This is a genomic window from Paraburkholderia solitsugae (assembly GCF_013177695.1).
Taxonomy (GTDB): domain Bacteria; phylum Pseudomonadota; class Gammaproteobacteria; order Burkholderiales; family Burkholderiaceae; genus Paraburkholderia; species Paraburkholderia solitsugae.
In genome coordinates this window covers 47840-70509 of record NZ_WOEY01000018.1, presented here as the reverse complement: position 1 = coordinate 70509, position 22670 = coordinate 47840, and the positions used below count along the sequence as shown (strand labels likewise).

Here is a 22670-nt window from a genome sequence, read left to right as displayed (position 1 = left end):
AGTCCTCCCTCGAACGCATCAACCCACACTCCATGAAAACCCATTTCGCTTTCCGCGCGGCGGACGTCGCGTGCATGGCTGCGCTCGTCGTTTCCACCGCGGCCAACGCCCAAAGCAGTGTCACGCTGTATGGAAGTCTCGACGCCGGTCTCAGCTATGTGAGCAATTTGCACGGCGCTCATGCTTATATCGCCGAGCAGGGAACCTTTCAGGCCGACCGATTCGGCTTCCAGGGCGTCGAAGATATCGGCGCGGGCAGGTCGGTCGTGTTCAGGCTCGAAAGCGGTTTTGTCACGACAACCGGTGCATCTGCCAGCAGCAGTACCTTCTTCAATCGTCAGGCCTACGTAGGGATGTCCGATCCGATGTTCGGCACCGTGACGCTCGGCCGCCAGACCGACTGGAATTTCGATTGGCTCGGCTCGGTGTCGACCGGTCAACTGCTCGGCGACTTCTCCGCGTTTCACCCCGGCAATCTCGATGGCCTCGGAAGTACCTTGCCGGTGCAGTTGTCGAGCACGGTGAAATGGAAAAGCGCGAATTACAGCGGACTGAGTTTCGGCGCGCTCTATGGGTTTCCCGGCGCGGCTGCCAGCAATACGAATGGGCGGACCATCAGCTTTGGCGCTAACTATATGAATGGGCCGCTCAAACTGGTGGCGGTGTATTCCGAGTACCACGACCGTTTGCTGCCACTTTCCAATGGACTCGGCCTGACTTCGTTCGAAGGACAGACACTCGCGCCCGGCGCGACCTTCAACGCGAAACAGGTGCGCGACATGGGGATCGGCGGCGCGTATCGCTTTGAACGCGTGACGCTGCATGCGCTCGCCACGGATGTGCGGATCCAGTCGGACGCCGGCAGCGAGCACTTTCGTACCGTCGACGGCGGCGTCAACGTTCGCTTGACACCTGCGGAGGAAATCGCGGCGGGGGCGTGGACCGCGACGCTCGCCGGGCGTCGCTGGACTCAGTTCACCGTGGCCAACGTCTATTCGCTGTCGAAGGTGACGCAAGTCTACGCCGACCTGATGGTCGAGACCGCCGGTGGTGGGGCGGTGGCAAATACGCTTGGGATCGGCGCGGCGTCAGGTGGACGGCAGACTGTGTTTCTGAGCGGGATACATCATCTGTTCTGAGGCGGGCGTGGGTACGAACGTGTCGTGCAAGACAACCACGTGCCATAAATATGTCAGAAGTCATTTCCCTTATTGAAATTAAGGCTATTGCGAAAACTCATGCGCACTGTAATAAATGTTTCGCAAAGTCGTAGTATGAGCGCGCGGCAAAGGGTCAGTCTGTAAATACAATATTCAAATATAAATAAGCCCATTGAAATAAAATTGAATTGATTTCGTTAATTAAGTAATCAATTCAAGCTTTGGTGGGTTGGCCGGATCGCCGTATCGGCCATGCCAGGCTGGCATCTGCGGGGGCGGCGACGATGTTGTGGGAGGGGCGCCGCACGGCCCTGCGATGCACTGATATTCAGCAGACGAAACAGAATTAAGCAGACGAAACAGCTGCTTGAATAAAGCGCATCCCGCATATTGCAATTGAATATTTAACAGTTATGATGACGTCTCCGTGAGGTGATTTCTCGAATGATCACTCTACGGAGACGGCAGAAATATTTGCCGGGCATTCACGCTGGAGGGGGTAATTGATACTTCCGCGCAGATAGACTAAATCGAGGAGACGATATGCTGAGTCCCCATGAATTTGCTACCTTAATGCTCATCAAGAACGCGCCGGACCAGATTGAACTGGGCCGCGCCGAGCTCGACGCCCTGCTCGAGCGGCAACTCATATCACTGGAAAACCTCGCGTCAGGACGCTCACGTCCCCGGATCACAAGCGAAGGAGATTCTATTCTCAAGGCTGTTGCCCGGATGCGCTAGGCATCCGCGACATCCACTTTGATTTATCCACCATCGCGATCCGCCGCAACACATCCGTCCGATCGGGGCTTCGCGCGCCGGACCGAATTTTGAGGAATTCAACAATGACTCTATTGAGTCCCGAGCATATTGCTGCCGCGAAAGCCAACGTCGACGCGTACTTCGGGGTGACCGGAAAGATCTTTGAAGGCGTCGAAAAACTGGTCGGGCTGAACCTGCAGGTCGTCAGGGCCTCGCTGGCCGAGGCGCAGGAGAACCTGACGAAGGTGTCCGGCACGACGGAGCCGCAGCAATGGTTCACGCTGCAAACCGGTTTCACCGGACCCTTTGCGGAAAAATCGCTGTCATACGGCCGGCAAGTGTTCGACATCGCCTCGAGCACTCAGGCTGAAGTCACGCAACTCACACAGACGTACTACGAGCGGTATAACGATCGCGTGCAGGTACTCGTCGAGGAAGCGGCGAAGCATTCGCCCGCAGGTTCCGAAGCCGCGATCGCTGCATGGAAATCTGCGATTGCCGCCACCGCGACCCTGTGCGAAACGCTGCAGAAAACGGGTCAACAGGTCGTGCAGGCTGCCGAAAGTAATTTTGAAGCCGTCACCGCCACAGCATCGAAGGCCGTGCGAAGCAACAGCGAGCAGGCTCCCGCAGCCGCGGGCGCGAAGCGATAGAACTGACGCGGGCAGCAATGCCCGTGGTGAGGTTTATGTAATATATGAAGGATTCCTTATAAGTATGAAAGAATCCAGGATTCCGGCATCCACTTCATGGACTGACAGTCCAGCTTTTATGAGGACGATTCGATGGCAAAGCAGATCGCAGTGGTGACGGGTGGAACGGGCGGACTTGGCGAAGCGATCAGCATCAAGCTGCATGACGCCGGGTATGCGGTCGTGGTCACCTGTTCGCCGGGCAACACCGGTGCGAACGAGTGGCTCGGCCGGATGGAGGCACAGGGACGGCAATTCCTCGCCTACACTGTCGACGTCGCCGACTACGACTCGTGTGAAAGATGCATGGCGCAAATCAGAGCCGAAGTCGGACCGGTCGACATTCTGATCAACAACGCCGGCATCACGCGAGACGCCAGCTTCAAGAAGCTCGACAAGATCAATTGGGACGCGGTAATCCGGACCAACCTCGATTCGGTGTTCAACATGACCAAGCCGGTGTGCGACAGCATGGTCGAGCGTGGCTGGGGCCGCATCATCAACGTGGCGTCGATCATCGGCTCCAAGGGCGGGTTTGGCCAGACCAACTATGCGGCGGCGAAGGCCGGCATGCATGGCTTCACGAAATCGCTGGCGCTCGAGGTGGCGAAGAAAGGCGTCACCGTCAACACGATCTCGCCCGGCTATATCGCGACGAAGATGGTGATGGCGGTGCCCGAGGAGATCCGCGAGACCAAGATCATTCCGCAGATTCCGGTCGGCCGGCTCGGACAACCCGACGAAGTCGCCGCACTCGTGCTGTATCTGTGCTCGCGCGAAGCGGGTTTCGTGACCGGGGCCAACATTGCGATCAACGGAGGGCAGCACCTGCAATGAAGCCGATAGTTCGATAGTTCTGCAATGGAGATCGCGATGAGTGAAGCAGTGGGAATCGTTGTGGGTTCGTTCGTGCTGGCGATGGCACCTGTGTTCGTCGCCACTCATTATTACCGGGAGCAGATGCATCGAAAGCGGCTGAGGCAGCTGGATCACCGTCACTACTGGCCGCACTGGAGCAACGCCCGGCATTGAGCTTCCGCGCTCGCCACGGTGTTGTTGCGGTAGCTGACGGGCTGCTGCGTTCCACGGCGCAGTAGCCGCCCTCGGATTCTGATGGATATCTCAACCAGCAGAATTCTCCAAGCCAAGGCTTCACCGCCTTGGCTTTTTTGTGCGCCCGACATGGGCTCACTCTTTACCTCGTCGCTCAGTAACGTTCGTCCCATCCCGTCTGGCAACGCAAAAGACAGGATTTAAACGCATTCTTCAAACATAAGCAGAGCCTCGGCATTCATAGTCAGGTTTTGCATGACGGCGTGTTCGCCTGTCATGGAAATCCCGTATGGAACCTGGGTCTCCGTGTAAGCCGAGGGAAGGATTCGGTCCCCTAGAATCGCCCCATCGATGCAGACGGGCGGCATTCCGCCGCGCCGGACAATAACGGAGACTATCGATGACCCCTGGCTTTCGCACGCTGCGCCATATCGCCGTTGCTTCAGGCCTCCTGTTCAGTCTTGCGTCGCAGCACGCGAGCGCCGCCGACAGCGAGAAGATCACGATCATGGTCGGCGGTATCACGAAGCTGATCTATTTGCCGGCGCGCCTGACCGAACAACTCGGCTATTTCAAGGACGAAGGGCTCGATGTCGAACTTCTGTCGCAGCCGGCCGGCGTTGACGCTGAAAACGAACTGCTGGCCGGCGCCGTTCAGGCTGTTGTCGGTTTCTACGACCATACGATCGATCTGCAAACCAAAGGCAAGGACGTCAAGGCGATCGTCGTCTTCGGGCAAGTGCCGGGCGAGGTCGAAATGGTATCGACCAAAGCGGCCGAAACGGTCAAATCGATGGCGGATGTGAAGGGCAAGACGCTTGGTGTGACTGGCCTCGGTTCTTCAACAAGCTTCCTTACGCAATATCTTGCCGGACAGCACGGCATCCAGTCCACGGAATACACGATGCTGCCGGTGGGCGCGGACGCCAGCTTTATCGCGGCGATCAAACAAGGCCGCATCGACGCCGGCATGACGACCGAGCCGACCGTCTCGGCATTGCAGAAGTCCGGCGACGCGAAGGTGCTCGTCGACATGCGCTCGGTCGAAGGCACGAAGGCGGCGTTGGGCGGCACCTACCCGGCGTCGAGCCTCTACGTCCAGGCGGCGTGGGCCGATTCCCACAAGGCTGAAGCAGCAAAGCTCGCGCACGCGTTTGTTCGCACGATGCAATTCATCCACACGCATAGCGCGGAAGAAATTGCAGCGAAGATGCCTGACGACTATCAGAAAGACAAACCCCTTTACGTGAGCGCGTTGAAAGCGTCGCTGCCGATGTTTACGAAGGACGGCAAGATGCCTGCTGACGGTCCGGAGACCGTGCTGAAGGTGCTGTCGGCGTTCAACCCGTCGGTAAAAGGCAAGCATATCGAGCTGGCGAAAACCTACACCAACGAGTTCACCGGTTCGAAATAGGTCCGCACTTGCCGGTAGCTGCCGCATGTCTGTCGCAGTGTGACTTCGTTGCGCGGCCTCGGCTGCATCCTGCGCAGCAACGATATCGCGTAGCTAACGCCGATTTTGTGATGTATATCAGTAAATACACTTAGTTGTACAAACAGTACGGGAAAGCTGCGTGAAGGATTGAGAAAACTAGGATTGCGCTCATCGGCTGACCGGGGGCCGTTGTCCGGATCTCTGGACGGCAGTCACCGCAGTCGGCGAAAACGAAAATTTCAATGTAGTAATCTGAGGAGACGATCTTGAAGAAAAAGTATCTGGCCTTGGCCGTTACGGCAGGCGCTTTTGCAGCAACCGGCGCGCACGCCCAATCGAGTGTTCAGTTGTACGGCCTGATTGATCTGAGCGTACCGACCTATCAGTCGCACGCGAATGCGAACGGCGATCATGTGATCGGCATGGGTATCGGCGGCGAACCGTGGTTCAGCGGCAGCCGCTGGGGCCTGAAGGGCGCCGAAGATATCGGTGCGGGTTCGAAGATCATCTTCCGGCTCGAAAGCGAATACCGCATGAGCGATGGCCAGATGGAAGATCCGGGCCAGATTTTCGACCGTGACGCATGGGTCGGCATCCAGAACGACACATTCGGCAAGATTACGGCAGGGTTCCAGAACACGATCGCACGCGACGCATCGACGATTTATGGCGACCCGTACGGCACCGCGAGTCTGACGACGGAAGAAGGCGGCTGGACGAACGCGAATAACTTCAAGCAGATGATTTTCTACGCGGCCAGCGCGACCGGCACACGTTATAACAATGGCGTGGCATGGAAGAAACTGTTCGACAATGGCATTTTCGCCAGCGCAGGCTACGCATTCGGCAACTCGACGAGTTTCGGCTCCAATTCCAACTACCAGGCAGCGCTCGGTTACAACGGTGGACCGTTCAACGTGTCGAGCTTCTATAGCCACGTGAATCGCGTTGGCTTTACAAACCAGTCGTTCTCGGTGGGTGGCAACTACACGTTCGGTATCCTGCGCGCCAATGCGGGTTACTTCCGTTATCTGGGCAATCAGGGCGATCTCGGCCAGCGTCAGGACAACGCCTTTACGGTGTCGCTCAAGCTGTCGCCGAAGGGTCCGTTCGACTACGAACTCGGTTATCAGCAGATGCGTACGAAGAACGCCGCTTATAACAGTGACGGCGATATTCCGAACGCGAACATCGGCGCTTTCGACCCGACGTCAGGCCTCCACAACGGTTACAAGGAAACGCTGTACTGGTCGGCGTTCTATCACCTGTCCAAGCGCACTGAAGTGTATCTGGCGGGTGACTATATGAGGTTGCATGGCGGCTACACCGTCGGAACCACGTTCGGCGCGACCAATCAGCTCGAACTGACTTCGGGCGTGCGCACTCGCTTCTGATCCGGGAATCAGATTCACTCTGATTTGTTCATCGATGTGCTCCTCCTGGCGGCGGCGGACTTGTCCGCACGCCGCTTTTTTTGGGCTCAGAGGGTCGAGGAAGACAGCCATGTTCAGAAATACCACTATCCGGACCGCTCTGACCATTACGATCGCCGGCTACACGGCGGCGTTGATGCTTGTGATCGCCATGTCGATTGCGGGGCTGGACACGGCCAACACGGCACTCGACAGGATGTACAGTGAAGAGACGGCTGCGCTGCGACACCTTAGCGCCAGTAGCGAAGCGCTTCTGCAGGTGCGGGTCGATCTCGGTACGTACGAAACGCTCGTCGCGCAGGGAAAGCCAACCGATGCGGTGCTCGCGCGAGTGCATGCCGAGCAGACGGGTAGTGATCGCGAGCTGGCGGCCTATGCCGCGCAACCGCCGTCGAATGAGGTTGAGAGGAAGCTGGCCGACGCGCTGCGCGCGAAGCGCGAGCTATTGATGAAACAGGCGCTTAGCCCCGAAATCGCGGCGCTCGACCAGAACGATTTCATGTCGTTCCGGACGACGCAGCGGCAGGCGCCTGACAGACTGTTCAGTGACTACCGGAACGCCGCGCGCGCGCTCGAAGATTTTCAGGCAGAGCAGCAAAAAGCGCGCTTTGCCTCGGCGCAACACCATTTTCATATGCTGCTCTGGCTCTTCGGCGCGATCGGGTCCGCCGCAATGATCCTCGGCTTCTTCGCGCGCTCCGCGTTGACGAATTCGATCGTGCGGCCTATCGATGCCGCTATTCGTCATTTCGAGCGCATTGCTGCGGGTGATCTGGCAAGCGAGATCGCAGCGCTGGGCGTCAACGAAATGGGACGCTTGATGGCTGCACTTGGCCGGATGCAGGCGGGGCTCGTTGCTGCCGTGAGTCAGGTGCGTCAGGGAACGGCGGCGATCACGCACGGCGTAGGCGAGATCGCGAGCGGCAATGCCGACCTGTCGACGCGTACTGAGTTGCAGGCGGCGACCCTGGAGCAGACCGCATCGAGCATGGAAGAGTTGACGGCGACGGTCCGGCAAAATGCCGATAGTGCGCGGCAGGCCAGTGCGCTCGCGGAAAACGCGTCGGAGATCGCGGCACGCGGCGGCGACGTTGTCGGCCAGGTTGTCGACCTGATCGCGGACATGTCGTCGAGTTCAAAGAGGATCGTCGATATCATCGGCGCGATCGAGGGCATTGCGTTCCAGACCAACATACTCGCTTTGAATGCGGCAGTCGAAGCTGCACGTGCCGGCGAGGAGGGACGCGGATTCGCGGTGGTCGCGGGTGAAGTGCGCGCGCTCGCGCAACGTTCGGCCGCTGCGGCGAAGGAGATCAGGGAGCTGATCGGCGATTCGGTTGCGAAGGTGAGGAACGGCGCCGAACTGGCGACTCGCGCCGGCGAGACAATGGCCGAAATCGTCACGGCGGCCCGCAACGTGACCGGTATCGTCAGCGAGATCAGCGCAGCCTCAGAAGGGCAGTCGCGCGGTATTGATCAGATCAATACCGCGATGACGCAGATGGACAACGCGACGCAACAGAACGCCGCGCTAGTCGAGCAAGCCGCGGCTGCCGCGGCGTCGCTGGAAGATCAGGCGCGCGCGCTCGTCGATGCGGTGGCAGTGTTCAGGCTGCGTGAAACAACCAGGTTGTCCGCCGAGGAGCCCAGCGGACAGAACTGGAGTGCGCCCGAGCTGTCAACGGCGAGCGCATGACGACACTCAGTGCAACCTGCCACGCCGATTGGAGGTCCAAGAAGTAGCGTATGCGCCAGATGCAAGGAGGTGTGCGATGAACGGTCGGGCAGCAGTCCGGTGCATTTGCGCCGCTTTACTCACGGTACTCACGTGCAGCTTTCTCGCAGGTCTCGCCGGGTGCGATGCGCTAAGCGGTCCACCGGCGGCGGAATGGCCAGGACCTCACGCCCCATATCCATTCCCGGACGATGTTCCACATCGTACCGAATAAGTACCGAATGAGCCGCACGAGCTCCGTGATGCCACTCAATTTCAGCCGGTTGCCCCGCACGTGACGTTGGGCGCAGTGTACGGTGACGGATACTCAGACGTGGGGCCGCTGAGCAGGCGCAGTCGTTGAGTCGCCAATACGTCGGCTTCCGTTTTATCGCGTCGGGTGAGCGTGGTACTGGCGTTGTGCACGGCGGTCAGGGGCTCGTTGACGGCGCAGTCCAGCGTTTTGCCGTCGGAGAGACGCACCGTCGTCGAATAGGCGTAATTCGGCTGCGCGGCCTGGCTTTCGGCAGTCCAGAACGCGGCGACCGCGAATAGTGCTAACAAGAGAGGTTGGTTTTTCATATTGCTTCCGTTGTCTTGATCGTCACTATTCGACCGACGCGGCAGCAGTATATTCTGGTGATCTTTGTAATTCTGAATTCCAGTTTCCAGTGTTTTTTCTGCGTTAAGGCTAGCTATACGGTAGATGTCATGGTTTCTACACCAGACCATTTCCTGCGCGCTGGCGCGTTGCTGCGCGGCAAGACCCACCGCGCGTCGCGCAAATCCATGATGCTCAGATTGAGCGGGTGGTGAAGATCACGAATCTCGGCATGTACGCCAGCATGCGAGGCGAAACATTCGTAGCGTTTCTGAAGACGCGCAAGGTGCCGGAAGCCGTCTAAGGCGGCGCGCCCCTGGGCGGTATCCTCCTGGCGGCTCTTCTTTTCGATACCAGGAAGACGTAAACCTATTACATCCGAGGTAATTGGCGAGCCTCTTCCTCACGCCTAATCTTCGCTCATCGCACAGCTCATCCCGAGCGGCGTTCATGATCGAGGACACACCATGTCGACGTTTCACATTCATACGATTGAATCCGCACCCGAACAGTCCAAGCCGGTGCTGCGGCAGCTCCAGCAAAACTTCGGCCTTATCCCCAACATTGCGGGAGCGATGGCTGAATCGCCGGTACTGATCAGCGGCTTCATCGGCATCTTCCAGAAGGTTCATTCAGGCACCTTCACGGAAGCGCAGATACAGACGCTGTTGCTGACTAACGCGGTGACCAACGCATGTTCGTGGGCGGTCGCATTCCACACCGCGCTCGCGCTGCAAGAGGGGCTTTCACCCGCCGACGTCGAAGCGATTCGCGACGGCCATACGCCTGCCGATCGCAAGCATGCGGCACTCTCGACCCTGACGAAGACAGCCATCGAGAAGCGCGGACACCTGAATGACCATGACGTGAACCCGTTTATCGAGGCCGGCTTCCGTCAGGATCAGGTGCTTGAGGTTCTCGCGGTACTGGCCGCTTCGACGATTACGAACTACGCCGGCAACATCACTCAACCCCCTCTGGAAGCGCCGTTCCAGGAATACGTCTGGAACGCGTAGATCCCGTCTGGAAGGAGCAGGTCAGCGTGAAGGAGTATGCTGACCGGCGCGGTTCGAACGACCGGTTGGCGCCGGGCATAGACGATGCTCCGGCACCACCGGTCACCCAAGCTGATCTGTACCGACTTGCGGATAAGAGAGCGATGAATCCTGCGAATCCCGAAAGGAAGACGCCGCCAAATGAACTCGGCGCGTTGTTGCGTCATTGGCGAGACACGCGCGGCATCAGCCAGTTGGACTTGTCGTTCAACGCAGGCGTCTCCCAGCGGCACATCAGTTTTATCGAAAGCGGGCGCAGCGTGCCGAGCCGTCAGATGCTGATGGATATCGCGCAAACGCTCGACATTCCTCTGCGCGAACGCAACACGCTGCTACTGGCGGCAGGCTATGCGCCGATGTATGCCGACGCTGCCTGGAACGCTCAGGAAATGCAGAGCGTCACCCACGCACTCGGACGCATGCTGCATCAACATGAGCCGTTTCCCGCGCTCGTCATGGACCGCTACTGGAATGTGTTGATGACCAACGAATCAGCGCCGCGCTTTTTCAATTGCTTCATCGATATGGCTGCGCGCAAGGGGCCGCGCAACATGCTGCATCTGATTTTCGATCCGGATGGGATGCGTCCGTTCGTAGCCGATTGGCAAGCGGTGGCGAACAGCCTGATTCAGCGTGTCTATCGGGAGTCGGTCGGCCGCGTGGTCGACGATCAGACGCACGAATTGCTTGCCGCGCTGCGTGCTTATCCGGATGTGCAGGCTGACCTGAAGTCTTCTCCGCGCACCTTGGGAGCCGGATCCGCTCCAGCAGCCATGCCGGTGATTCCCATCGGCTTCGTCAAGGACGGCGAGGTCCTGAACTACTTTTCAATGGTCGCCACCGTGGGCACGCCGCAAACCGTCGCGGCGCAGGAACTGCGTATCGAATTCATGTTCCCCGCGGACGAGGAGACCGAAGCGCGTCATCTCGAGATGATCAACGCGGTCCCGCAACAGCACTGAGCGCCAGAGACAAGCCAATCGCTACCGCTGGCTTCTCATCAATCCACTGCCGGGTGCCGCAATCGCGCCTGGACAGCGCAGCATGACGGAGCTCTGCGCGGACGCAGTCCGCTCCGGAACAACGGAGCAGATTGCGTGAAGCGGGGGAAGTGGTTTGCGCGGCCCGTGTTACGCGTCCTGACTACGGACTCGCTGCAAGGGCGGGCGCGATGTTAGTGGCGGTATGAGTGGCTGTGTTAGTGGCTCAGCGCGGCACCGGGCGGCATCTCGGGCGCACGCACCGTGACAGTCTTGCGAACCTTGGCGACGTCCGTCGCGCTAACCGTCGAACCGGTATTGCCCCAACTGTTGCGCACGAAGTTCGTCACGTCGGCGACTTCCTGATCGTTCAGGCGCCAGCCGAAGGCGGGCATCGTGAACGGGGACGGCGCGGTCTTCGTGCCTTCGAGCGTGCTGCCGGTCAGCAGCACGTGAATCAGCGAGGTCGCGTCCTTGTCTTGCACGACCGGATTGCCGCCCAGCGCCGGGATCACGCGCGTGTAGCCACGGCCGTCACTGCGGTGGCAGGCGGTGCAATTGTCGCGGTACACGGCGGCGCCGGGCGCCGTGGCGTTGCCGGTACGTAAGGCGTGAGCCGCCGTATCGTTGTACACGTACGCTGTTTCCTTCGGATCGGTCGACGGAAGTGTCTTCAGGTAGCGCGCAATCGCGGTGAGATCGGCATCGCTCATGTGCTGCATGCTGTGCTGCACGACGTCCGTCATGCCACCGAATGCCGCGCTGTGCTGTGTGCGTCCGGTCTTCAGGAATTGCACGAGGTCGGTTTCGCTCCATGCGCCGATGCCGGTGCGCGGATTGCCGCGCAGGCTCGACGGGACCCAGCCGTCGATCGCCGCGCCGCCCGCGAGAAACGCGGTGCCGTCGAGATCGCTCAATGCGCGTTCCTGCATCGTGAGCGCACGCGGCGTGTGGCAGGCACCGCAGTGGCCGAGGCCTTGCACGAGGTAAGCACCGCGTGCGACCACCGGATCGGCATAGTGCTTCGCATTGAAGGTGAATGGATCCGGCGCGAACAGGTAACGCCAGATGCCGAGCGGCCAGCGCATCGACAGCGGCCAGACGATATCGACCGCACGGTTCGCCTGATTCACCGGCGCGACCCCTCGCCTGAAGTACACATACAGCGCGTGCATGTCGTCTTCGCTCAAACGCGCATACGACGGGTACGGCATGGCCGGATACAGCGTGTCGCCGTTCGGCCGCACGCCAGCACGCACCGCGCGATCGAACTGCGCGAAGCTCCATGAGCCGATGCCGGTGTTGCGATCGGGCGTGATGTTGGTCGAGTAGATCGCGCCGATCGGTGTGTCGAACTTCAGGCCGCCCGCGAAGGGCTTGCCCGATGGCGTCGAGTGACAGGCGATGCAGTCACCCGCACGCGCGAGGTATTCGCCGTGCGCGATCAACGCCGCATCGGATTGAGGCTGGGGTGTTGCTGCTTGCGCGGCGAGCGGAGCGGACGTGGCAGCCGCCACGCAGAAAGACGCTGCGCGCACGCGTTTGAATGCCTGCCCCAGGCGTTGGATATCGATCTTCTTCTTCATACGCTCACCAGCGGCCCGGGGTTCTTCAGATACTGCGTGCGAATCGCCCGCGCCGACCAATAGGCGAGCGCGGCGACGAGGCCGGTCGGGTTGTAGCCGATGCCCTGCGGGAACGCTGACGCGCCCATCACGAACACGTTGTGCACGTCCCAGCTTTGCAGATAACGGTTCAGCACGCTCGTCTTCGGATCGGTGCCCATAATCGCGCCACCGACGAGGTGAGTAGTCTGATAGCGGCGCGAATCGAAGTGCGCGCCGAATTCGCGCGTATAGACGCCGATGGACTTCGGCCCCATCTGTTGCGCGATCTTGTGCATCTGTCCGGTCACGTATTGCGCCATCTTGATGTCGTTGTCCTTCCAGTCGAAGGTCATGCGCAACAGCGGCTGGCCATATGAATCGCGATAGGTCGGATCGAGGTCGAGGAACACGTCGCGATACGACATGTTGGAGCCGTGCGCGTCCATCGAAATGGTGTGCGCGTAGTTATCCTTCACCGATTTCTTCCAGTCCGCGCCCCAGTTCGGCGTGCCGGCCGGGGTCGCGATGCCGCTGATCGGTTTGGTGCCGGCCTGATTCACCCACAACGGCGAGCCGCCGACAAAGCCGAGCGGACCGTGATCGAAGTTGTCGGCATTGAAGTTGTCCACGGCGACGCCGTTGCCGCCCGCGCCGATGAACGGATTGGTGAAGGTGTCCTCGTCGAAGAACGCGGTGATCGTCGAGAGGTTCTGATACGCAAAATTGCGGCCGACCACACCTTCGCCCGAGATCGGGTCGTACGGCTTGCCGATGCCCGACAGCAGAAGTAGATGGACGTTGTGATACTGGAACGCCGCGACGATCACGAGATCGGCGGGCTGAAACACTTCGTTGCCTGCAGGATCGACATATGTCACGCCCTTGGCGCGTTTTTTCGTGTCGTCGAGTTCGACGCGCAGCACGTGGCAACGCGAGCGCAGCTCGAAGTTCGGCGACTGCTTCAGTGCCGGCAGGATGTTCAGATTCGGAGATGCCTTCGAGTACATGTAGCACGCGTAGCCGCTGCAGAATCCGCAGAAGTTGCACGGCCCCATCTGCACGCCGTACGGGTTTGTATACGGACCCGACGTATTCGCCGAAGGCAGGCGGTACGGGTTCAGGCCCAGCTCGCGCGCGGCCTTGCCGAAACGCTCAGCCGAGTACGTGTTCAACTGCGCGGGAAGCGGAAAGTTGTCGCTGCGCGGCGCTTCGAACACGTTGCCGTCGCCGACCACCTTGCCGTTGACCTTATAAGCCTGACCCGAGGTGCCGAACACTTTCTCGGCGAAGTCGAAATGCGGTTCGAGTTCTTCGTAGCTGACGCCGTAATCCTGAATCGTCATCCCTTCCGGAATGAAGCGCTTGCCGTAGCGTTCTTCGTAGTGGCTCTTCAGGCGCAGTTCTTCCGGTGTGATCCGGAAATGCACGCCCGACCAATGCAGACCCGCACCGCCAACACCTTCGCCCGGGAGAAACGCGGCAAGCTGCCGATAGGGCAGCGCCGTCTCGCCGACGTTATGACGGATCGACACGGTGGTCTTGGAGAGATCGAGGAACAGCTTCTTGCGGATGTTGTAGGTCAGCTCATCGATCGTGTTGGGATATGCGCCGTCCGGATAGGTGTCGCGATACTCGCCGCGTTCCAGCGCGACCACTTTGAGTCCCGCCTCGGTGAGTTCCTTCGCGAGGATCGCGCCGGTCCAGCCGAAGCCGATGATTACCGCGTCGACGTGCGGTTTGGTTTGTGTAGTCATCAGGTGCGCTTTCCTTCGATCGACACGGGGCCATACGGATAGGCCTGGCCGTTCTGGTTGACGAAGTCCATGAAATCGGCGCGCGCGCCGGGGAAGCCGATCATCTTCCAGCCGCCCATGTCGCGATTGCCGCCGTGGATCGGGTCGCAGAAGTAGCCTTCGCGGGTGTTTTGCAGCAACTGGCCGAAGAAGACGTCAGCCGGGACGTCCGCAAGATCGATCTTTCCTGTCTCCAGCGCGGCGAGCACGGTGTCGCGCGTGGGCGCGTCGAGGGCGTCGAACGGATGCGCGTAGGTCTTCGTGCAGTAAGCGTTCACCGCGGCGATGCCGAGCCGGTACAGATCGCGCGGCACGAGCTTCAACTGATAGCCGAGTTCCGGCGCGCCTTGCTGGAACGGCCCCTGCATGTACCAGAGCGCGCCGTGCGCGTACGGCGTGTCCATCTGCCGGTCGATGAATTCAGGCACACCGGCTTCGACTGCGCCCGGGCCCTCGCTGTCTGATGGAATCAGACGGTCGACCGCCGCATGGACGAATGCCCATTCCTTTGCGTCGAAGAAATGCGGCTTGTAGTCGACGCCGGAAGCCTGGCCCGCGGAGGCGGCGCCGTTCGAACCCTGAGCGGTCGTAGCGGATTGCTTGACTTCGCAGCCGGCGAGGGTCCCGGCGGGAACCAGCGCGATGGCCGTGCGTAAGAAGCCGCGGCGGGAGGTGAGAGGAGATTGAGCCATATTGTTCTTCGTCACGAGATGGGAGCGCGCCATGGCGGCCCACGGGCAGTCGTCTAATTTCGGCGCCATGGTAAGTGGAACCGGTTCCAAAGTCTTTTTACTTTTTTACATTAAGCCCTTTCGTGAAGTGATCAAATGCCGCATTTTTAGAAAAATCGCTTTTAAATCATAGGTGTTTTTCAGGCTGAGTGGCCTGCGAGCGGGCAGACGGGATCGACGCGAAACTGACGCGAAAAAGCGACGTTTTTGCGCAGACATGGCTATCAGCGGCCGGTCGACTTCGCGCGACGGCGAGGCGAAGGCTAAAACGCCAGGAAATCCTCGCCAGGGGACCGATTGTCAGCGGAGCCGATGGGGTAGCCGGTGTTTGGCCAGGCTCAGCGAGCCTCAAGCGGCCGGTCGAACGGACGTGGTTTACCCGCGCTTACGGCACGCTGACGATGGCAAACGGTCGACGGCAGGGGCCTGAGATGGCCATACGGGTCCCGTGAATCCCACTATATCTTCCAGCCGTATTGCGCCGCCTCCGGCGCGGGAATACTTTTCGCCTGCTGCAAACGCGCGAAAACAGATGAACCCTACAAATTGCAAGCTAATTCCGCGCTGAAGGGCTCTTTTCGACGCCAGTGCCACGCGCCGCCGGGGGCACATATCACGACGACCATCAAGGAGACAAGCTGTGCTTCCCGCAACCATGCCGATTAACGTTGGCAATACCGCTTTCATGCTGCTCTGTGCAAGCCTCGTCATGCTGATGACGCCGGGTCTCGCGTTTTTCTACGGCGGCCTCGTCGAACGCAAGAACGTGCTGGCGATCATGATGCAGAGCTTCATCTCGCTCGCATGGACCACCGTGCTGTGGTTCGCGTTCGGCTACTCGATGTGCTTCGGCCCAAGCTGGCACGGCATCATCGGCGACCCGACCTACTATGCGTTCCTGCACGGCATTACGCTGCAAACCATGTACACGGGCAACGACGCGGGCATTCCGCTGGTGGTCCACGTCGCCTATCAGATGATGTTCGCCATCATCACGCCGGCGCTGATTACCGGTGCATTCACCAACCGCGTGACGTTCAAAGCGTACTTCCTGTTTCTGACCGGCTGGCTGGTGCTCGTGTATTTCCCGTTCGTGCACATGGTATGGAGTCCGGATGGACTGTTCGCGAAGTGGGGTGTGCTCGATTATGCCGGCGGCATTGTGGTCCACAACACCGCCGGATTCGCGGCGCTAGCGTCGGTGTTGTATGTGGGGCGCCGTCAGACCGTCACGCACAAGCCGCACAACGTGCCGTTGATCGCGCTCGGCACGGGCCTGCTGTGGTTCGGCTGGTACGGCTTTAACGCCGGTTCCGAGCTGCGCGTCGACGCCATCACGGCTTCGTCTTTCCTGAACACCGATGTCGCCGCTTCGTTCGCGGCCATTACGTGGCTGCTGATCGAATGGGCCAACGCACGGCAACCGAAATTCATCGGCTTGCTGACCGGTTCGGTCGCCGGCCTCGCGACCATCACGCCCGCAGCCGGCTATGTGTCGTTGAGCACAGCGGCGATAATCGGGATTTCTGCTGGTGTGATCTGTTATTACGCTGTTGCGCTGAAAAACCGGCTCGGCCTCGACGACGCACTCGACGTGTGGGGCGTGCATGGCGTGGGAGGCCTCGTCGGTACCGTGCTGCTCGGCGTGTTCGCGTCGAAGGCGTGGAATCCGAATGGCGCGGATGGCCTGCTGTTGGGTGGCGGTGCTTTCTTCGTCAAGCAATGCGTGGCGGTACTCGCGTCCGGCGTTTGGGCGTTCGTGTTCACGTGGGGCATGTTATGGTTGATCAACCGCGTGACACCCGTTAAGGTCGATGCCGCTGCCGAGCAGCAGGGGCTCGATGCCGAGTTGCATGGCGAAGCGGCTTATCTGGACGCGTAAGCGAAGCACAAGTAGAAAAGAAAAGCGGGACGCGCATGCGTCCCGCTTTTCTTTTCTACGTCCACATTGAGATTCGAGTGGTGAACGCAAAAATAAGAAATGCCACGAATTCGCGTCGGGGGGAGTCGGGTGAAAACAGATTGTCAGGGCGAGCAGGTGAGCGCGGCGCAGGGCAAAGGCGGGCGCGAAGCAGCAGCCAAATGTTTTCAACAGGCAGAAACCGGCCATAAAGCAACGTTGGCGCAGGACGCAAGTTGGCCATCCGGATGTCGGCTCCGCTCAGTTACCGGACGCAAACGTACCGATGACGCAACTCTCACCATCGGCCGACCCGGTCAGCCGCCGCTTCTGGCCGTTACGCCACGATCGATCATGAGCAGCCCGAAGCGATCCACGCCAGGTTTCAATTCGAGTCTCTGATGCCGCCTGCCTAAGCGGCGCTTGTCTTCAGGAGCTGCGCCAGATTGCCCACCGCCGCCGCCCCGAAGCGCTTGATGCGTTCGCGAGCGTCCATGACGTTCGGGGCATCGCGATAGTGCGCGATCCCACCGAACGGATTGAGCCGTGTTTCCTTTGCCCAGTTGGCTAGTGCCGGGTAGGCAGCCCGGGCCCGTTCGTTCGCAAGAGTCGCAAGGAACGCGGACAGGTAGTCTGTGTTCGCGTTCCAGTAAGCGATGGGCGGACAGAGGCGGTTCTTCTCCTCGTCGCTCTCCACAATGGCCTCGATCACGCCCAGCATGGCGAACTGGTAACACGCGAATCCCCAGAGGAACGGCTGGACGGTCACTCGTCCGGTCTCGAAGATCGGGCGCAGAGGCGGTCGCGACAGCCCTCTCGACGCGCAGTGGACATGCACCGTCCGCTCGCTCGTGGGCACGCGGCCCTCGTCCAGGACGATCTCGCCGCGCTCGATGCTGCGCACGTGACCGAGGCGAACGACGTCCTCGATCCGGCGCAGAAGCTCCAACTCGGCCTCGCTGATCACCGCGCCGCGAAACATTGTGGAAGCGACGCCGGGATCGATGCGAAGGAGGAACGTTTCCGCTTCGAGGCGCGCAAAGAGATCCTGAATCGAAGTCGCCTGTGCCATCGCCTCGAACTGGATCGCCATGCCGCGATAGGAGTCCGGGAGCAGCGCTTGCGGCTGCTGGAACCGGCGGTTCAGCCACCATGCCTCTCGCGGCTTGATCCAGCGGATGGACGAAGCGGGCACGTCCTGTTCGAGCAGCCATACGCAGGTGTCGAGGGCCGTCTTGCCTGCGCCGATGACGACGAAGCGCTCGGGACGCTCCGTGATGCGCGCGATGTCGCCTGCGGGCACACAGCGAACGCCATCGGCTACTTCGAAGGGGGGTACACTCGTCGCGGGAATTGTGCCTTCGAGATACGTGGTGTCGACAACCTTGCGCCCCACGCGCACTTTCCATGATTGTTGCGCGAGCCGGGACACAAAGCGGTTTCCCCCCAGGTAATCGCTGCCCGGAAAGTAGCGGACGCGGCCGCTGGGCAAAAAGCGGCGATGCATGACTTGCGCGAAGTAGGCACGGATCTCGTCTGCCCCGGCGAGTTCGTAGTAGCCGGCATTCGTCCCGTCCACGTCGAGCGCGTCCTGCCCAAGCGGCACCGAGCTAACTCCGTAGAAGGCGGACGGCTGATGGAGACGGACGTAGGGATAGGCGTCGATCCAGTGTCCGCCGGGAGCATGGCGGCGATCGACTACGGTGACTGTCGCGTTGGAATGCGTGAGCAACGCGTCGGTAAACGCCATCCCGGCGGCCCCGGCACCGACCACGAGATAGTCCGTTTCGAGTTCTTCATTTGCCATTTCGCGCTGCTGCCTTCATCGTGGCGCAAGGCGCCTCTGGTGAAGCAGAGAGACAGACGCTGCGCCCGTATAACCGAGCCCGCGCCCTGACACCGGACACGCCGTGACTCGTACGCTCACGGCGCACCACCAGTTCTCTCCTGGTTGCCAGAAATGTGCGCCCAAATCAAATTCTACGACTAACTTGACAACGTGGGCCCCGTCTTTTACGCATTCCAAAAATCCTGAATGTCGGCGCTACCGCGTGGGCTGGCACGGCCTGGCTCGGAAGACTGCTTCGGGTTAGGGCTGTGTGAAAACGCACGTCGAAGGCTCCAGTCGATAAACGCGACCCTTCAGATCGCCCTGATGCGACCGGCAAGCGTCATTTGCTCCTCTGGCCGATGCGACCGTCAGACGCCGGTTCGCCTCTGGAAGCGGTTGTTGCGGTGCCGCGAGTCCGAAAGGCCACAACGGGGCGACTGCTGCCCGATGCGAATCGATCAGCGGCGGGCTAGGCCACCTGCTCTTGTCGGACCGGGACCATGAACGGTCATTCGCCCCTATCGTCAGCCGGACGTTCAAACGTCGGCTTCGCCCAACCGACGGACTGTGGCTCTCGCGTTGTCGGCAACTCGCGTACCCCAGCCAACGTCGGTGAAGCAATGCCCCGTGACACTTGTCTTTCGGCTGCGGTCACCTACGCTACTTCAAGCATCCTGCCTGCAGTCGACGCATCTACCCCCCATTCAGGTGATTGAGTTAGCCGGAAAAGCGGCGCACTTTGAGGACGTATGCCGTCAGCGACCAATCCAGATGGCCACGGTTAACAGCTCGCCGAGAACGTAAGCGGTCTCGCACGGTTTTTGTGAACTGGCACCTAAGCTAAGAGGTTAATCCCGTGATTGAAACGATCCTTAACGGACTCCTGCCGGTCGCATTGGCCATTGCTCTTGGATGGCTGTCGGCCAGAATGGGTCTCTTGAAGCACGAGGATGCCGGGGTGCTGGCAACCCTCGTCATCCGTTTTGCGCTGCCGTTTGCGCTGTTTTACGCGGCGGCCACCACCCCAGCGGACAAGATCATTGACCTGGGACTGGCACTGTGCCTGACATTCGGGTTGATGGGCAGCTATCTGATCGCCCTTGCGGTGGGCAGCTTTGTGTTCAAGCACGACCTGCGTACCGCCACCATGCAGGCACTGGTGTGCGGATATCCTGACATGGCGTATTTCGGCGCACCGATCCTGGCAGCCATGTTTGGCCCACGAGGGTTCCTGGTTGTTCTCGTCGGCAACCTGGTCACCAGTATCTTCATGTTGCCTTTGACTATTGTTTTGACGCGCGTTTCGGACAAGCAGGAAGGGGGGCACGGCTGGAAGGACGCCGTGCACGTCCTTGGCCACAGCCTTTGGGGGGCGGCTCTCAATCCGATCGTCTTCCTGCCAATCTTCGGCGTCATCTTAAGTTTTTGCCACGTGAAACTCCCGACGCCTGTACTTTCAGCGGTTGATCTGATCGGAAAGGCGTCCGGGGGCACCTCGTTGTTCGCGCTTGGTTTGATGCTTTACGGCGAGAAATTGCGGATCAACGTCGAAGTCCTGACGAATATTGGCATCAAGAATTTTTTGATGCCGGCCATGATGCTGTTGGGCGTTTTGCTTTTCAAGCTGACAGGAGATCCCGCGCATCAGGCCATTATCACTGGAGCAGTTCCGACAGCGACCGCAGCCGCCATGTTTGCATTAAAGAACAAGACCTATACTGCTGACGCGACATCGACGATCCTGCTCAGCACGGCCCTGGGAATCGGAACTGAAGCAATCCTGATTGGCTTGTTCTCCGGGTAGCGGACTTTGAACGCGGACTGTGACATTCAGGTAAGCCTCGCGAAGTCGCTTCATCCAATCCAGCCACCTGGTGGCGCGGTGTCCCCCACCAGGATTTAAACCGAACCTGATCCAACCCTGATCAAACGTTACGCAGGAGTACGTCATGGAAAAAGCGTCTGATGTCGCAGGGACCCTTGCGACGGCACTGATGAGCTATGACCTGATCAATCAACCCAGACTGAACAAGGGAACCGCCTTTCCCGAGGATGAGCGCGATCTGTTCCACTTGCATGGCCTGCTTCCGCCTCATATCGGCACGCTGGAAGAGCAAGCCGAACGACGGATCAAGGTACTACGCAGTTACGAAACCGACTTTGAACGTTACGCGTATCTTCGGGACCTGCAGGACACCAATGAGACGCTCTTCTATTCCGTGCTCGTCAACAACCTCGAAGAGCTGTTGCCAATTGTCTATACGCCGACCGTCGGTGAAGGGTGCCAGCGCTTTAGTGAGATCTGGCGTAGACCGCGCGGACTGTTTCTGAGCTACGCCAATAAACACCGGATTCGTGACATTCTTGCCGACAGCCACTTCGATCAGGTGCGCGCCATCGTTGTGACCGATGGCGAAAGGATTCTTGGGCTCGGCGATCAGGGTGCAGGCGGGATGGGAATCTCGATCGGCAAACTGGCCCTGTATGTCGGTTGCGCGGGAATTCATCCGGAAGAGACACTGCCCATCCTGCTCGATGTCGGCACTAACAATCAGGAACGGCTGAACGACCCGCTCTATATGGGATGGCGGCACGAGCGTGTTACGGGGGCCGAATACGATGAATTTGTCGATGCGTTTGTGGTCGCTGTGATGGAGCGGTGGCCGGATGTGCTTCTCCAGTGGGAAGATTTTGCGGGCTACCACGCTGGGCCGTTGCTTGAACGCTATCGCGATCGGCTCTGCACCTTCAACGACGATATTCAGAGTACCGCGTCGGTCGCGCTGGCGACGCTTCTCGCGGCCATCAACGTCACCGGCATACCGCTGACCGAGCAGCGCGTCGCCCTGCTTGGCGCCGGTTCTGCCGGCTGCGGCATCGTCTCGCTGGTGCTCCGGGCTATGATCGAGGCGGGTGCCAGTGAGGCGGAGGCGCGCAGCCGCTTCTATGCGATCGATCGCGACGGGCTTCTGGTCGACGGGATGCCGGGCATCACGACCTGGCAGAGGCCATTCGTGCAGAGCCAGGCGGCGGTTGCCAACTGGAAGACTGAGTTGCCAGGCAAGATCGGGTTATTCGATGTGGTCGCGAATGCGCACCCGACGGTGTTGATTGGTGTGTCGGGTCAATTTGGCGCTTTCACGGAACAGGCGATCCGTTTGATGGCACAGCATGTTCAGCAGCCGGTCATTTTCCCGCTGTCGAATCCGACATCGCGCAGCGAGGCGACGCTGGAGCAACTCGTCACGTGGACGGAAGGGCGGGCCCTGGTTGGCACAGGCAGCCCGTTTAAGCCCGTCACCTGGAACGGTGTGGAAATAGCTAACAACCAGACCAACAACTCATACATTTTCCCTGGCATGGGGCTCGGCATTCTGGCCGTGGGAGCGAAACGCGTAACGGACGCCATGTTCATGGTGGCGGGCAAGGCGGTCGCTGCCATGTCGCCGACGGTGACCGACCCGAAAGGAAGGCTCTTGCCGCGGGTGAGCCAGTTGCGCGACGTGGGCATTGCGGTAGCAAAAGTGGTGGCCCGGCAGGCGCAACTGGATGGCGTGGCCACCTTTACTGACGAGTCGGGTGTCGATGCGCGCATCGCGGACTATATGTGGGCACCGCACTATCTCCGCTACGTCAAGGGCAATTCACCGGGCTGATGCAAAGCGTACTATGTGTGGGCAGCTTTCTTCAGGCACGATGGCTACACGCGCGCATCCAGCGCCGTGATCCAGGGCATCCTGTCCGACACACACCTCTGAGGCGGCATGAACAAAGACACCATCCCTCGCCGAGACCTCATGGACGACGTGACAAACCTGTCCGACCTCGTGCCGCGGCCGGTCCACATACTGCGGACTGCCGGTCACCCACGGGGAGCGGGCTTGATCGTCAGTCTCATTCTTTCCTCGTCTTCGGTTGTTCGG

Annotated in this window: 18 protein-coding genes; 13 read left to right on the top strand and 5 right to left on the bottom strand. The window is 60.1% G+C overall.

Translation table 11 applies throughout. The features are described from left to right. Nucleotides 1-32 precede the first annotated feature (32 nt). The 8 genes from GNZ12_RS04700 (at nt 33) to GNZ12_RS04665 (ending at nt 8231) form a co-directional block, all read left to right on the top strand. Nucleotides 33-1139 (top strand): porin, encoded by a 1107-nt coding sequence (locus tag GNZ12_RS04700; RefSeq protein WP_172309251.1) that lies wholly within the window; start codon nt 33-35, stop codon nt 1137-1139. 564 nt (nt 1140-1703) lie between these two features. Further along, a complete protein-coding gene (locus GNZ12_RS04695) occupies nt 1704-1901 on the top strand; it encodes a hypothetical protein (RefSeq protein ID WP_172309250.1) in 198 nt (65 codons plus the stop codon). 104 nt (nt 1902-2005) lie between these two features. Beyond that, complete coding sequence (locus tag GNZ12_RS04690) at nt 2006-2575, top strand: phasin family protein (protein ID WP_172309249.1); 570 nt, start codon at nt 2006-2008, stop codon at nt 2573-2575. A 132-nt stretch (nt 2576-2707) separates the two neighbouring features. Further along, nucleotides 2708-3451: an acetoacetyl-CoA reductase gene (gene phbB / locus GNZ12_RS04685; RefSeq protein WP_172309248.1), complete on the top strand. Its 744-nt coding sequence runs from the start codon at nt 2708-2710 to the stop codon at nt 3449-3451. 36 nt (nt 3452-3487) lie between these two features. Then, complete coding sequence (locus GNZ12_RS04680) at nt 3488-3646, top strand: hypothetical protein (RefSeq protein WP_172309196.1); 159 nt, start codon at nt 3488-3490, stop codon at nt 3644-3646. 421 nt (nt 3647-4067) lie between these two features. Beyond that, nucleotides 4068-5081 (top strand): ABC transporter substrate-binding protein, encoded by a 1014-nt coding sequence (locus GNZ12_RS04675; protein ID WP_172309247.1) that lies wholly within the window; start codon nt 4068-4070, stop codon nt 5079-5081. A 287-nt stretch (nt 5082-5368) separates the two neighbouring features. Further along, the gene (locus GNZ12_RS04670) at nt 5369-6496 is read left to right on the top strand and encodes a porin (protein WP_172309246.1); all 1128 of its coding nucleotides are present in this window, start codon (nt 5369-5371) and stop codon (nt 6494-6496) included. Nucleotides 6497-6605: 109 nt separating this feature from the next. Next, nucleotides 6606-8231 (top strand): methyl-accepting chemotaxis protein, encoded by a 1626-nt coding sequence (locus tag GNZ12_RS04665; protein WP_172309245.1) that lies wholly within the window; start codon nt 6606-6608, stop codon nt 8229-8231. A gap of 294 nt (nt 8232-8525) precedes the next feature. On the opposite strand, the gene GNZ12_RS04660 is transcribed toward GNZ12_RS04665, so the two are convergent. Next, on the bottom strand, nt 8526-9020 hold the full coding sequence (locus GNZ12_RS04660; protein WP_172309195.1) for a hypothetical protein: 495 nt from the start codon (nt 9018-9020) through the stop codon (nt 8526-8528). Nucleotides 9021-9317: 297 nt separating this feature from the next. On the opposite strand from GNZ12_RS04660, the gene GNZ12_RS04650 reads away from it, so the two are divergent. Further along, the gene (locus tag GNZ12_RS04650; RefSeq protein WP_172309244.1) at nt 9318-9866 is read left to right on the top strand and encodes a carboxymuconolactone decarboxylase family protein; all 549 of its coding nucleotides are present in this window, start codon (nt 9318-9320) and stop codon (nt 9864-9866) included. A gap of 143 nt (nt 9867-10009) precedes the next feature. Continuing rightward, entirely contained in the window at nt 10010-10867 is an 858-nt protein-coding gene (locus GNZ12_RS04645) for a helix-turn-helix domain-containing protein (RefSeq protein ID WP_172309243.1), read from the top strand. 236 nt (nt 10868-11103) lie between these two features. Here GNZ12_RS04645 and GNZ12_RS04640 read toward each other — a convergent pair whose 3' ends face one another. From GNZ12_RS04640 to GNZ12_RS04630, 3 genes are read right to left on the bottom strand one after another with little or no spacing between them, the layout of a single operon-like run. Beyond that, nucleotides 11104-12471 carry a c-type cytochrome gene (locus GNZ12_RS04640; protein WP_172309242.1) on the bottom strand — a complete coding sequence of 456 codons (1368 nt, stop codon included), beginning with the start codon at nt 12469-12471 and terminating at the stop codon, nt 11104-11106. After that, nucleotides 12468-14246, bottom strand: coding sequence for a GMC family oxidoreductase (locus tag GNZ12_RS04635; RefSeq protein WP_172309241.1), 1779 nt, complete (start codon nt 14244-14246; stop codon nt 12468-12470). The genes GNZ12_RS04640 and GNZ12_RS04635 overlap by 4 nt, the downstream gene beginning before the upstream one ends. Next, the gene (locus tag GNZ12_RS04630) at nt 14246-14977 is read right to left on the bottom strand and encodes a gluconate 2-dehydrogenase subunit 3 family protein (RefSeq protein WP_172309240.1); all 732 of its coding nucleotides are present in this window, start codon (nt 14975-14977) and stop codon (nt 14246-14248) included. Before GNZ12_RS04630 ends, GNZ12_RS04635 begins: the two co-directional genes overlap by 1 nt. 679 nt (nt 14978-15656) lie before the next feature. Between GNZ12_RS04630 and GNZ12_RS04625 the strand changes: the two genes are divergently transcribed. Beyond that, on the top strand, nt 15657-16898 hold the full coding sequence (locus GNZ12_RS04625; protein WP_216673094.1) for an ammonium transporter: 1242 nt from the start codon (nt 15657-15659) through the stop codon (nt 16896-16898). Between the two features lie 430 nt (nt 16899-17328). On the opposite strand, the gene GNZ12_RS04620 is transcribed toward GNZ12_RS04625, so the two are convergent. Beyond that, complete coding sequence (locus GNZ12_RS04620) at nt 17329-18723, bottom strand: NAD(P)-binding protein (RefSeq protein WP_172309239.1); 1395 nt, start codon at nt 18721-18723, stop codon at nt 17329-17331. A gap of 880 nt (nt 18724-19603) precedes the next feature. Between GNZ12_RS04620 and GNZ12_RS45235 the strand changes: the two genes are divergently transcribed. Together GNZ12_RS45235 and GNZ12_RS04610 are read left to right on the top strand one after the other, a co-directional pair. Further along, on the top strand, nt 19604-20551 hold the full coding sequence (locus GNZ12_RS45235; protein ID WP_172309238.1) for an AEC family transporter: 948 nt from the start codon (nt 19604-19606) through the stop codon (nt 20549-20551). A gap of 145 nt (nt 20552-20696) precedes the next feature. Continuing rightward, nucleotides 20697-22403, top strand: coding sequence for an NAD-dependent malic enzyme (locus GNZ12_RS04610; protein WP_172309237.1), 1707 nt, complete (start codon nt 20697-20699; stop codon nt 22401-22403). Nucleotides 22404-22670 lie beyond the last annotated feature (267 nt).

Bases quoted from the DNA above. Each gene is read 5' to 3' on its own strand.
- GNZ12_RS04700 (WP_172309251.1), top strand. From the start codon at position 33: ATGAAAACCCATTTCGCTTTCCGCGCGGCGGACGTCGCGTGCATGGCT.
- GNZ12_RS04695 (WP_172309250.1), top strand. From the start codon at position 1,704: ATGCTGAGTCCCCATGAATTTGCTACCTTAATGCTCATCAAGAACGCG.
- GNZ12_RS04690 (WP_172309249.1), top strand. From the start codon at position 2,006: ATGACTCTATTGAGTCCCGAGCATATTGCTGCCGCGAAAGCCAACGTC.
- phbB (WP_172309248.1), top strand. From the start codon at position 2,708: ATGGCAAAGCAGATCGCAGTGGTGACGGGTGGAACGGGCGGACTTGGC.
- GNZ12_RS04680 (WP_172309196.1), top strand. From the start codon at position 3,488: ATGAGTGAAGCAGTGGGAATCGTTGTGGGTTCGTTCGTGCTGGCGATG.
- GNZ12_RS04675 (WP_172309247.1), top strand. From the start codon at position 4,068: ATGACCCCTGGCTTTCGCACGCTGCGCCATATCGCCGTTGCTTCAGGC.
- GNZ12_RS04665 (WP_172309245.1), top strand. From the start codon at position 6,606: ATGTTCAGAAATACCACTATCCGGACCGCTCTGACCATTACGATCGCC.
- GNZ12_RS04650 (WP_172309244.1), top strand. From the start codon at position 9,318: ATGTCGACGTTTCACATTCATACGATTGAATCCGCACCCGAACAGTCC.
- GNZ12_RS04645 (WP_172309243.1), top strand. From the start codon at position 10,010: ATGAATCCTGCGAATCCCGAAAGGAAGACGCCGCCAAATGAACTCGGC.
- GNZ12_RS04640 (WP_172309242.1), bottom strand. From the start codon at position 12,471: ATGAAGAAGAAGATCGATATCCAACGCCTGGGGCAGGCATTCAAACGC.
- GNZ12_RS04635 (WP_172309241.1), bottom strand. From the start codon at position 14,246: ATGACTACACAAACCAAACCGCACGTCGACGCGGTAATCATCGGCTTC.
- GNZ12_RS04630 (WP_172309240.1), bottom strand. From the start codon at position 14,977: ATGGCTCAATCTCCTCTCACCTCCCGCCGCGGCTTCTTACGCACGGCC.
- GNZ12_RS04620 (WP_172309239.1), bottom strand. From the start codon at position 18,723: ATGGCAAATGAAGAACTCGAAACGGACTATCTCGTGGTCGGTGCCGGG.
- GNZ12_RS04610 (WP_172309237.1), top strand. From the start codon at position 20,697: ATGGAAAAAGCGTCTGATGTCGCAGGGACCCTTGCGACGGCACTGATG.